The 11,077-nt window shown below is 60.8% G+C and carries 10 protein-coding genes and 2 pseudogenes; 8 read left to right on the plus strand and 4 right to left on the minus strand.

Annotation, left to right across the window (positions count from 1 at the left end):
- Positions 1–229: 229 nt before the first annotated feature.
- From ABSE61_RS22125 to ABSE61_RS22155, 7 genes and pseudogenes are all read left to right on the plus strand, one after another.
- A pseudogene (locus ABSE61_RS22125) lies at positions 230–1,309 on the plus strand (LLM class flavin-dependent oxidoreductase).
- A 91-nt stretch (positions 1,310–1,400) separates the two neighbouring features.
- Positions 1,401–2,201: pseudogene (locus ABSE61_RS22130) on the plus strand (MetQ/NlpA family ABC transporter substrate-binding protein).
- Between the two features lie 272 nt (positions 2,202–2,473).
- Positions 2,474–3,574, plus strand: coding sequence for an ABC transporter substrate-binding protein (locus ABSE61_RS22135; protein WP_423873271.1), 1,101 nt, complete (start codon positions 2,474–2,476; stop codon positions 3,572–3,574).
- Positions 3,552–4,574 (plus strand): ABC transporter permease, encoded by a 1,023-nt coding sequence (locus ABSE61_RS22140; protein ID WP_423873272.1) that lies wholly within the window; start codon positions 3,552–3,554, stop codon positions 4,572–4,574. The genes ABSE61_RS22135 and ABSE61_RS22140 overlap by 23 nt, the downstream gene beginning before the upstream one ends.
- Positions 4,568–5,365 carry an ABC transporter ATP-binding protein gene (locus ABSE61_RS22145; RefSeq protein WP_423873273.1) on the plus strand — a complete coding sequence of 266 codons (798 nt, stop codon included), beginning with the start codon at positions 4,568–4,570 and terminating at the stop codon, positions 5,363–5,365. The genes ABSE61_RS22140 and ABSE61_RS22145 overlap by 7 nt, the downstream gene beginning before the upstream one ends.
- Positions 5,359–6,543, plus strand: coding sequence for an acyl-CoA dehydrogenase family protein (locus tag ABSE61_RS22150; protein ID WP_423873274.1), 1,185 nt, complete (start codon positions 5,359–5,361; stop codon positions 6,541–6,543). Before ABSE61_RS22145 ends, ABSE61_RS22150 begins: the two co-directional genes overlap by 7 nt.
- 30 nt (positions 6,544–6,573) lie before the next feature.
- The gene (locus ABSE61_RS22155) at positions 6,574–7,668 is read left to right on the plus strand and encodes an LLM class flavin-dependent oxidoreductase (protein WP_423873275.1); all 1,095 of its coding nucleotides are present in this window, start codon (positions 6,574–6,576) and stop codon (positions 7,666–7,668) included.
- A gap of 57 nt (positions 7,669–7,725) precedes the next feature.
- Here the strand turns inward: ABSE61_RS22155 and ABSE61_RS22160 are convergent, their stop codons facing one another.
- Both ABSE61_RS22160 and ABSE61_RS22165 read right to left on the minus strand, forming a co-directional pair.
- Positions 7,726–7,932, minus strand: coding sequence for a type 2 periplasmic-binding domain-containing protein (locus tag ABSE61_RS22160; RefSeq protein WP_423873276.1), 207 nt, complete (start codon positions 7,930–7,932; stop codon positions 7,726–7,728).
- Positions 7,933–8,188: 256 nt separating this feature from the next.
- Positions 8,189–8,560: a hypothetical protein gene (locus ABSE61_RS22165; protein ID WP_423873277.1), complete on the minus strand. Its 372-nt coding sequence runs from the start codon at positions 8,558–8,560 to the stop codon at positions 8,189–8,191.
- A gap of 44 nt (positions 8,561–8,604) precedes the next feature.
- Here ABSE61_RS22165 and ABSE61_RS22170 point away from each other — a divergent pair, with 44 nt between their 5' ends.
- Positions 8,605–8,916, plus strand: coding sequence for a di-heme oxidoredictase family protein (locus ABSE61_RS22170; RefSeq protein WP_423873278.1), 312 nt, complete (start codon positions 8,605–8,607; stop codon positions 8,914–8,916).
- Positions 8,917–9,001: 85 nt separating this feature from the next.
- On the opposite strand, the gene ABSE61_RS22175 is transcribed toward ABSE61_RS22170, so the two are convergent.
- A complete protein-coding gene (locus ABSE61_RS22175; RefSeq protein ID WP_423873279.1) occupies positions 9,002–10,027 on the minus strand; it encodes an ABC transporter substrate-binding protein in 1,026 nt (341 codons plus the stop codon).
- Complete coding sequence (locus ABSE61_RS22180; protein WP_423873280.1) at positions 9,915–10,883, minus strand: Bug family tripartite tricarboxylate transporter substrate binding protein; 969 nt, start codon at positions 10,881–10,883, stop codon at positions 9,915–9,917. The genes ABSE61_RS22175 and ABSE61_RS22180 overlap by 113 nt, the downstream gene beginning before the upstream one ends.
- Positions 10,884–11,077: the final 194 nt, after the last annotated feature.

Genomic DNA, 11,077 nt, shown 5'->3' on the forward strand with positions numbered 1-11,077 from the left:
GCGTGCCAAAAAGTCTCCCACGAACTCGCGCCAACAGAAATAGAGCGATCTTTCAATTGTCATTCGTTCTGGAGTTGTCTGATGTCGCCGCGGGCCGCCGATCGGCAAAGATCATCTTTTGATGCGCGGACGCTTGAACTCTGCGTGAGCATTGACGAAGCATGTTGCCTCCGTCGCTCAGGCAAGGCTGAACTTCCCGAGCAGGACTTCCCGAGCGGGAGAGGTGCGAATGACGAATTCATCTCCGCGGTTTGGCATCTGGGCGCTGGTACACGGCTCGCGCGGCGCTTATCAGGACCCTGATGAGCCATACAACGCGTCCTGGGAACGCAACCGAGATCTCGTGCTGGCGGCCGAAGAGTTCGGTTTTGACTCGACCTTGATTGCGCAGCACACCATCAATCCGCACATCGAGGATTTCGATCAGCTGGAGGCCTGGAGCGCGGCTGCGGCACTGGCGGCACTGACAAGCCGGATCGAAATCATTACAAGCCTTATCTTTACCATCCCGTTGTTCTGGCGAAGCTCGCGCTCGGAATCGAAAACATCAGCCGGGGCCGCTTTGCGATCAATCTCGTCAATGGCTGGAACAGGCCGGAGATTGACAAAGCCGGGCTTAGTTTCGCCGAACACGATGACCGCTACGCCTACGGCCGCGAATGGATCTCCATCGTGTCGCGCCTGTTGGAAGGCGAACGCGTCACCTTCAAGGGCGCGCATTTCGAGGTGCGCGACTATATGCTCCGTCCGGCCGATCTCTACCGCAAGCGCCCGACGATTTATATCGGCGGCGAATCCGAGCCTGCGCGCGCACTGGCCGCCGATCACGGCGACGTCTGGTTCATCAACGGCCAGCCGCTCGACGATGTCGTCGGGCTGATTGCGAATGTGTCGGCGCGTCCTCGCCCAACAACACCGTTGCGTTTCGGTCTGTCGGCCTTTGTCGTTGCGCGCTCTCATGCCGAGCACGAGCGACTGCTAAGCCTTTCGGCAAAGGATGCGCCGATGAAGGAAATCCAGAAACGAAATACCGACCCGAAAGTCGTGATGATGCAGACCATGCAAAAGACTGCCCGCGTCGGCACCAATGGCGGCACGGCGGCGGGGGCTCGTCGGCAGCTATGACGAAGTTGCGGCGCGCATCGGCGCGTTTCATGCCGCCGGCATCGAGCTGTTCATGCCGCAATTCCAGCCGTTCGAGGTCGAGATGAAGCGTTTCGCCGAGGAAGTGATTCCGCGCGTACGACGGGCGCGGACCGGATCTTCTGCATCTTCTGCGCCACCGCCCGAGCGGCGAGCGCTTTCCTAGGACAACCCTCTCGCCGCTTCCATTTGCCTCAGCAAAGACTGATTTGGGCGGCGCAAGCCGGCTTTACCGCATCGCGTTGGAGAACCACCTTATGATCAAGACACTCATTCGCCTGCTAAACGCCGCCGGTCTTCTATTCACGTTGACCGCGGTCGCCATCGCCGACGAACCGCTCAGGATCGCGACCAGCGCCGGACCGGTCGGTCAGCTCGTGCAATTTGCGGCGGGCCTCGCCAAGGCCAAAGGGATCGACGTCAAGCTCGTCGAGATGACCGATTGGGTCGCCCTCAACGAAGCCGTCGTTGGCGGCGACGTCGATGCGAATCTGTTTCAACATGGAGCCTATCTTGCGCTCCAGAACAAGCAGCGCGGGCTCAATCTGGTCCAGGTCGACAAGGTTGGCGTGATCGCACCGGTCGGACTGTTCTCTCACAAAATAAAGAGTCTCGAAGAGGTCAAATCCGGAGATAGCGTTGCTATTCCGAACGAGCCTCTCAACGGCGCGCGAGGATTGATTCTTCTGGAGCGGGCAGGGTTGATCAAACTCGCGCCGTGAAAGGGCTTTTCAGTCAGCAAGTTTGACATCGTCGATAACCCGAAGAACCTCAAGATCGTCGAGCTTGACCCCGCGCAAACCTATCGTTCGCTCGATGACGTGACACTCGGGCTTGTCAACATCACCTACTTGATCGGCGCGGGTGGCGACCCGAAGACGGCTCTGGTCATCGACCGCACGATCGATGACGGCCTGGTCCTGCGCTTTACGGCAAAGCCGGAGAAGAAGGACGATCCGCGGCTTCGGGCGTTTATCGAGGTCTTCAAATCGGCTGAAGTGAAGCATTTCATTGAAGAGAAGCTGCCGGCGTTCATACCCGCCGGATTCGACAGCTAATCGCGGGCCAAGCGCGCTCAAGCAAAGGGAAAAAATCCTTTCATCGCGGTTGCCTGCAAATGAGAAGATAATCCATTGCAAGTGCTCAACATTCGAAATTCCATTTCATTGACGATTTTGGCGCTGCGCTGCATCATTTGCGCGCCGAATTAAACGGCGAAAAGTCGCCAGACCGACCGCTACCCTGAAAAACGCTCGTGTACTTACGTGCGCATAACGCTTTGGCGTTACGCGCCGGGAAACGGGGTTTTGGTCAAACCCGGGGAATTGAGATGGCTAACGAAAAAAAACTTAAAAAATCACCGATCGACCGCCGCACGTTGCTGCAAGGGGGCCTCGCGGCCGCATTCGCCGGACCTGCCGGCGCGCTCGGTGCGCAGGCCTTTTCGCCACGCGCTATCCTGCCGGGTATCGATTTTTCCCAATTTCCGCTTTGTAGAACCGCCTCCGATGCGCCGGCTTTGACCGGCGCGCCTCGCAAACTGAAGCTGTCATGGAATGCGGGCGCGGTGTGTCTGGCGGCCATTCCCGCCGGGCTCGATCATGGTTTTTTCCAGAAGCAAAACCTCGATATCGAACTCGACAATTTTGCCGGATCGACCGACCAATTGCTGGAAGCAATTGCGACCGGCAAGACCGAAGCGGGGCTCGGCATGGCGCTGCGGTGGCTCAAGCCTCTGGAGCAGGGTTTTGACGTCAAGATCGCCGCAGGACTCCACGGAGGCTGCATGCGCGTATTGTCGCGCGTGGGCTCGGGCGTCGACAAGCTCGCCGATCTCAAGGGTAAAGCCGTCGCCGTCGGCGACCTCGGAGGTCCGGATAAGAATTTCTTCTCGATCCAGCTCTCGAAGCTTGGCGTTGATCCGACCAGCGAGGTGGACTGGCGCGTCTATCCCGGCAATGTCGTGAATGTCGCCGCCGACAAGGGCGAGGTCCAGGCCTTCCTCGCCTCCGATCCGCTGGCGGATCTCTGGCTGAAGGACGGCCAGTACAAGGAAGCCGCCTCCAACCTCGACGGCGAATATCGCGACAAGACGTGCTGCATTCTTGGCCTGCGCGGTTCTCTCGTGCGCAACGACCCGCAGGTGGCGCGCGCACTGACGCAGGCCATTCTCGACTCTGCGATGTTCGTCTCGCAAAATCCTGAACTGGCGGCCAAATCCTTCCAGCCCTATGCGCCGAAGGCGGCCACGCTCGCCGATCTCGAGCGCATGGTGCGTTACCACACCCATCACCACCATCCCGTCGGCGACGTGCTCAAGCGCGAGCTCAAAGGTTATGCGGACGATCTGAAGACCGTCTCGGTGTTCAAGTCCTCGACAGATACAACCAAGTTCGCGGAGCGCATTTGTGTCGACCTATTCGCTGTCTGAGACCGGAAGGCTTACTACTGGTAGGGAAGGCTCCGCGGCGTCGCTGCCGGAATGGCTGCGAGCATCATTTGCGGGCATTTTGGCTGGCATCGCTTGGACCGCTTTCGGACTGTCCTGTCTGATCTGGGAAGATGTCGGCGATTGGTCGCGCACGCAGGCGGTAGCCGTCGGTGCATTCGTGATTGCCGCGCTTGTGTTCACCGGGACCCTCGGTGCGGATCGTCTCGGCAGTTTCGGGCACGGCTTGCGCCAGCGTGGGCCGTGGCTGCTCGTGCTCGGTGTTTTCCTCTCGGTCTGGGAATTGGCGACGGCAAAGTTCGCGTGGCTTCCGCTGCCGTTTTTCCCGCCGCCGCAGTCGATCGTCGAGGTCTATACCGACGATCTGCCGAAATTGCTCGCCAGCGTCATCGCCTCGGTGAAGCTGCAACTCGGTGGCTACGCGATCGGCGCATTGCTTGGGTTTATCACCGGCGTGTCGATCGGCTGGTCGCGGGGCGTCGGCTACTGGGTCCATCCGGTGCTTCGCTTTATCGGGCCGCTGCCGGCAACCGCGTGGCTTCCGATCGCCTTTTTCACCTTTCCCACCAGCTGGAGCGCCTCGACTTTTCTGATCGCGCTGGCAACCGGCTTTCCGGTGACAGTGTTGACCTGGTCGGGTGTCGCGAGCGTCAGCAGCGCTTATTATGATGTGGCGCGAACGCTCGGCGCCAAGCCGTCCTTCCTGGTGCTCAAGGTCGCCATCCCCGCCGCGCTGCCGCATGTTTTCGTCGGTCTGTTCATGGGGCTCGGCTCGTCCTTTGCCGTGCTGGTTGTTGCCGAAATGATCGGCGTAAAGGCCGGGCTCGGCTGGTATCTGCAATGGGCGCAGGGCTGGGCCGCCTACGCCAATATGTATGCGGCGCTGATTGTGATGTCGTTGCTCTGCTCCGGCGCGATTACGCTGTTGTTTAGGGTGCGCGACCGGCTGCTGGTCTGGCAGAAGGGTGTCGTCAAATGGTAGCGCACGCGATTCTCGAGCCCATTGCCTATCCGGCCGTGGGCGTCTCGCTCGACATCGACAATGTCAGTCACGCGTTCGACATCGATGGCGCCGTGCTGCCGGTGTTGGATGACGTGAGCTTGACGGTTGAGCCCGGCGAATTCGTCGCGCTGCTCGGGCCCTCTGGTTGCGGCAAGTCGACGCTGCTGAGATTGGTCGCAGGCCTGGAGCAACCGCGTTCCGGCTCATTGCGTGAGGGCGGCAAGGATATCGAAGGGCCGCATCCCTCGCGTGTGGTGGTGTTCCAGGACCCGACCCTGTTTCCGTGGCGGACGGTGTGGAACAACGTCGCGCTCGGCCTCGAGGCGCAGGGCATCTTGAAGCAGCAACGCCCGCGTGTCGACGCCGCGCTCGAGCTGGTCGGGCTCTCGTCGTTCCGTAATGCCTATCCGCATCAGCTGTCCGGCGGCATGGCGCAGCGGGCGGCGCTGGCGCGGGCGCTCGTGAACGATCCGCAGGTGCTTATCCTCGATGAGCCACTTGGCAAGCTTGATTCACTGACGCGCATCACCATGCAGGCCGAACTGGTGTCGCTGTGGCAGCGCAAGGGTTTTACCACGCTTCTGGTGACGCATGACGCGGAGGAGGCGTTGTTCCTTGCCAACCGCGTCATCGTTCTCTCGGAGCGGCCTGCACGCATCAAGGCCGATATCAGGGTAGAACGGCCTTATCCGCGTCACCGTGGCGATCTATATTTGGCCGACTTGCGCCGGCAAATTCTCTCGCTGCTCGGGTTGGAGGCGACATGGTAAGGGCGCTCGGAAGCGTTGCCGTCAACGAGGATACGGGGCCGAAAAATTCCGGCCCTGTCGAACGCGCGTTGCTGCTGGCGCCGCGCTTTGCGGCTCGCGCCGAGCAGCACGACCGCGAGGCGAGTTTTCCGTTCGAGAATTTCAAGGATCTGTCGGAAGCAGGCTTGCTGGCATTGACGGTACCCGCCGCGCTCGGTGGTGGCGGCGCGGGCGCCCGCGACGCGGCTCGAATTCTTGGTATCATCGCCAAGGCCGATCCATCGACGGCGCTGGTGCTGTCGATGCATTATATCCAGCATCTGGTGATGGCGCGCAGCCAGCGCTGGCCGGTTCGCATCGCGCGCAAGCTCGCCAAGGAGACCGTCGAGGGCGTCGCATTGATCAATGCGCTCCGGGTCGAGCCGGAACTCGGTTCGCCGGCGCGTGGCGGCTTGCCGGCAACCATTGCCCGACGCACCGGAACCGGATGGCGGCTCACGGGACGGAAGATCTATTCGACCGGTGCGCCGATCCTGAAATGGTATGCGGTCTGGGCCAAGACCGATGAGCCGGAGATACGGGTCGGGTTGTTTCTGGTTCCGGCTGGCCTTCCCGGCACTCGGATCGAGGAAACGTGGGATCATCTCGGGCTGCGCGCATCCGGCAGCCATGACGTGATCTTCGAGGACGTCGCGTTTCCGCTCGATTACGAGATCGATGTCAGACAACCGGCGGAATGGGCGACGCCGGATTTCACGCAAGGGATCCTCAGCGCGATCCTCGTGTCGTCAATCTACGACGGCGTCGCGCGGGCCGCGCGGGACTGGCTGGTCCAGTTCCTGAAAGAGCGCGTGCCGGCCAATCTCGGTGCGCCGCTGGCGAGCCTGCCGCGCGCCCAGGAAATCCTCGGCGCGATCGAGGCGCGGCTTGCCGTCAGTGAGCGCCTTATCGATAGTTTTGCCGGAGATTTCGACGACGGCGTTTTGCTGGATGCGACCGAGGCAAGTGCGATCAAGTTGACCGTGACGAACAATGCCGTAGCGGCGGTCGAGGACGCGCTGTCGCTGTCGAGCAATCATGGGCTTACCCGTGCCAATCCGCTGGAGCGGCACTATCGCGACGTGTTGTGCGGGCGCGTTCACACCCCGCAAGACGACGCCACGCGCGTGACGCTTGGGCGCTTGGCGCTCGGGCTTTGAGAGTGATTTGGAACAGGACGGAGAACGAGGATGTCCATCGAGTTCATCGGCTATATCAGCAATAACAATTCTTCCGAGACGATCGTTCGGCAGGGCCCGATACTGGATCCCCTTCATATCGAGACCGTGGCGAAAGCGCATGAGAATGCCGGCTTCGATCGCGTGTTGCACGCATTTCACTCCACAACGCCGGACGCGTTGCAGGTTGCCCAGCATGTGCTGCAAACGACGAAATCGCTGAAGGTGATGATCGCGCAGCGGCCGGGCTTCACCGCGCCGACGCTGCTGGCGCGTCAGCTCGCGACCCTCGACCAGTTCTACAACGGCCGGGTTTCGCTTCACGTCATCACCGGGGGCAACGCCACCGAGTTGCGCCAGGACGGCAATACGCTCGATGACAAGGACGAGCGTTATGCCCGCACCGGCGAGTTCCTCGACGTGGTGCGGCTGGAATGGACCAGCGAAAAGCCGTTCGACTACAGCGGCAAGTATTACAAGGTCGAGAAGGGCTTTTCGCAAATCAAACCGACGCAAAAAGGCGGCATCTATACCTTTGTCGGCGGCGGCTCGGATGCCGCGATCGAGGTCGCCGGCAAGCATGCCGACACCTTCGCGCTGTGGGGCGAATCCTACGCCCAGGTTCGCGATGTCACCGCGCGGGTGCGTGCGGCAGCGGCAAGGCACGGGCGGCCGACGCCACGCTTCAGCCTGTCGGTGCGGCCGATCCTTGCCGACACCGAGGAGAAGGCGTGGGAGAAGGCCGACGAAATTCTCGAGCGAGCCACTGCGCTACAGGACCAGACTGGATACCGGAAGCCGGGGCACGCCACCGCGGGCGCCAGGCGGCTGCTGGCGCTGGCCGAGCAGGGCACGCGTATCGACAAGCGGTTATGGACCGAGATCGCCAAACTGACCGGTGCCAATAGCAACACCACGGCGCTGGTTGGTACGCCGGAGCAGGTCGCGGAAGTCTTCGGCGATTATTATGACCTCGGCATCAGCCACTTTCTAATCCGCGGTTTTGATCCGCTGATCGATGCAATCGAATACGGCCGGGAGCTCATTCCATTGACACGCAAACTGATCGCCGAGCGCCAGGCCACCAAGGGGGTTGCCGCCGAATGACGCGGGGGCTTCTTGCGGCCTGGCGTCTGTCAGCCTGGTCGGCGGACCGGCAAATACCTAGGGCGCGGGTGCGAACCGGCTCAGTGCTTGCCGCAACTTCGGTCTCGCAAAATCGAGGAAGCAGCGCATCTTGAGCGGCATCTGGCGACGCGCGGCATGGATCAAGTGGATCGGCGCCGGTTCCAGTTCGAGATCTTCGAGCACGATTTGAAGCGCGCCGGCCTGGATCGCTTCGGCCGCCTGATAGTGGAACAGCCGTGTCACCCCGACATTGCGGGATCGCGGCCTCCACTGCAGCCTCGGCGGTCGACACCGAAAGACGCGGGGCAACCGAAATTTCCATCGCAGCGCCGGCACCCGAGCCCCGAATCGCCAAGTGGCCGACGACGCGAGCCAATTAAATAAAATGAGAGACACGGCAGTCGCTGAAGATCGTCGGGAGTATTCGGCACGCCATGGCCGGCAAGCAGCGCAGGGCTCGCGCCGACCACCATTCGCATCTATCCGACCCGTGTCGCGATCATTGTGCTGTCCGGCAGCTTTCCGACGCTGATGGCCAGGTCGACATGCTCGTCGACGAGTTGGAGGTACGGTCCGTCAATAGCAGGCGAACGCTGATTTCGGGAAACAGCGCGAGAAAGTCAGTGACCACGGGCAGGACATACAACCGGCCGAACACCATCGGCGCCGTGACGATCAGTTCACCCTTCGGCGCCGTGAACTCGCCAGCCGCCTCGCGCTCCGTTTCCTCGACCTGCTCGAGGATGCGCCGCGCGGCGCCCACACAAGTGAGGCCAGCACCGGTCTGGGTCAGTTTGCGAGACGCGCGGATCAGGAGACGTGCACTCAGCACGGCCTCGAGGTCTGAAATCTTGCGGCTGAGCGTCGGCACCGGGACCCCCAGCGAACGGCTGTTTCGTTTCTGGTCAAAGCAATGTGGCGTTCTCGCCGTTCAGCGATTTTGCCGTGCACAGCATGGGCGTCGGGCTCGCCGATAACATTACGCCGCAGGGCAATGCGACCGGCTGTCAGTTCCGCAGTGCGCCACTCTGGGGTGTTGGCCAGCGCATCTTCTTCCTGCACGACGGACGCACCAACGCCCTCGCTGCATCGGCTGAACGCTGCGCAGATCGTGGCGCTCATTCTCACAGACGTAACCATTTCACTCTGATGAGACATCGTTCGGTAGGGCGTGCCGCCAGATTCTTGGCCCGTAACGGGAGATCAAAGAAATTGAGCGACAGCTAAAGTTAGGAGGGAGCCAGTTGGTGGACCGATGAGGTTTTCAGCAAAATGGGGCCAGTTCGTGCCCGTCAAACCCGGTCGAAATCGGCTAGGTCAGAGCCACAGCGACGCAACTCTCGAAAACCGGTGAACGCTTCAAGGCTCCCCCCGAAAGGAAGCTTGAGCCGAGCCGTTCAAACCCCGGTCTGGACATGGCGGGGTCGCGCGCCCATAGGCCGGCGTCGAGATAGCGTTGCAGAGAACGAACGAGCAGTTTCTGCGGCACGTCGGAAAAGAAGGAAGTAACGACCTCGGAGAGTTCTTGCCCGCTGTGGGTGTAGAGCCACTGCTGCATGTTCGCAAGTGCGCGGGTCACCGCGGCAAATTCATCGCGGTGGGCCGCAACCTTGGCTCGGGTGGCGATGAAGGCGGTGTAGACGGTTGGTCCCCGTGAACTGGCTGCATATAATATTTTGCCGCTTCCATCCATTTCGGCCTTTGAAGCAAAGGGCTCGAACGCCTGCATCACATCGAGCTGTTTCCCGCGCAACGCCGTGTAATTGTCCCGCATGGTTCGATCGGAAACTCGCTTGATCCCCTTGGGATCAATATTGGCGTCGCGCAAGTCCTGCTGCAGGCACATCCAGGGTGTGGGCACTTCGGACACGGCCGCAAAACGCAGATGCGCAAGGTCCGAAAGCTTGAACCCTTCGCAATTTCCGATCAGAAAAAACGGATCCCGGGATACAACTTCGCCAAAGCAGACCAGGGGACTTTGGTCGTCCCGGTCGTGCGCGGTCATCACGCGCATCGGACCGCCCCATGTCATATCAATCGTATCGCTTGCAAGATGAGAGATCGCGTCGCCCGGCGTATCGCTGGAGACCAATTCGACATCAATGCCTTCGTTCGCGTAAAACCCCAGCGCGTGAATGGCGTAATACGGCGCATAGAAGACAGCGCGGAAATTCTCCATGAGCCTGATCTTCACATCGATCTCCAGAATTTGTTGCGATTCACGTTTATTCCAAAACGAGTCCGGAGGACCTGATCGGTCCGGCCCATTTGGCGATTTCGTCGCTGACAAACTGGGCAAGATAAGTCGACGATCGCCGTTCGTCAGCGACGAGATCAATTCCGTTTTCCTTGAAGCGTTTTTGCACCGTCGGATTGTTCATGGCTGCGACGGTGGCGTCGTGCAGCTTTTCGACGATAAAGGCAGGCGTATTCTTTGGCAGAAAAAGTGCGGTCCAATTGGCTGCTTCGAAATCGGTCAATCCCTGTTCATGCACTGAGGCGACATTCGGTAGGCTCGGCGAGCGCCCACGGCTTAATATGGCAATCGGCTTGATGGCGCCGCCTTCGATTTGAGGAATCGCGGTCGGTGTATCGATGCATAAATAGTCGACGCGCTCGGCTATCAGATCCTGCATCGCCGGCGCGCCACCGCGATATGGCACATGAGTGACGTCGACACCTATTCGCGCATTGATCAACGCGCAGCCAAGATGGGTGGCGGAGCCGGCACCCGCCGAAGCAAACTGCATCGTCTTCTCGTTGGTCTTTGCATAGGCCATGAATTCCTGCAAATTGTTTGCGGGAAAGTCCTTGCGCGCCACCATTACCAGCGACAGGTCGGCTACCAGCACGACCGGGCTGAAATCGGTCATCGAATTATAGAAAGGAGTCTTATAAAGCGTTTGACTGACGGCGTGCGTGCCGACGTTGCCGAGCACGAATTGGTATCCGTCCGGCGCTGACTTGGCGACCCGGGCGGCCCCGATCATGCCGCCGGCTCCGCCAACATTCTCGACAAGCACCTGCTGCTGCAAGGCGTCGCTCAAGGCAGATTGCAGAATGCGCGCAACCGCGTCGATCGGACCGCCGGTCGCGAACGGGACCACCATTGTGAGCGGCCGGCTCGGCCAGGTTTCGGCCCTGATCGGTGTCCCGAAGATGGCAAGCAAGGCCGTCAGGATAAGGCGAATCATTGTCGGCCCGTGTGGCGCTGGTCGGCCGCTTTTCGCGGGTATCGTCAGTTGAGGCACCGGTCTCGAGTGTGACCTAAGTGTCCGACTCATAATGATTTCATTTGATTTCAAGCTCTTGCGAGGCGCCGCGTGAGGGTTCGGATGTGGGCGACGAACGCCCATGCGACTGCGCTGGCGATTGTCGCTTCGAAATC

Source organism: Bradyrhizobium sp. (assembly GCF_049519115.1).
In the GTDB taxonomy this organism is placed as follows: Bacteria; Pseudomonadota; Alphaproteobacteria; order Rhizobiales; family Xanthobacteraceae; genus Bradyrhizobium.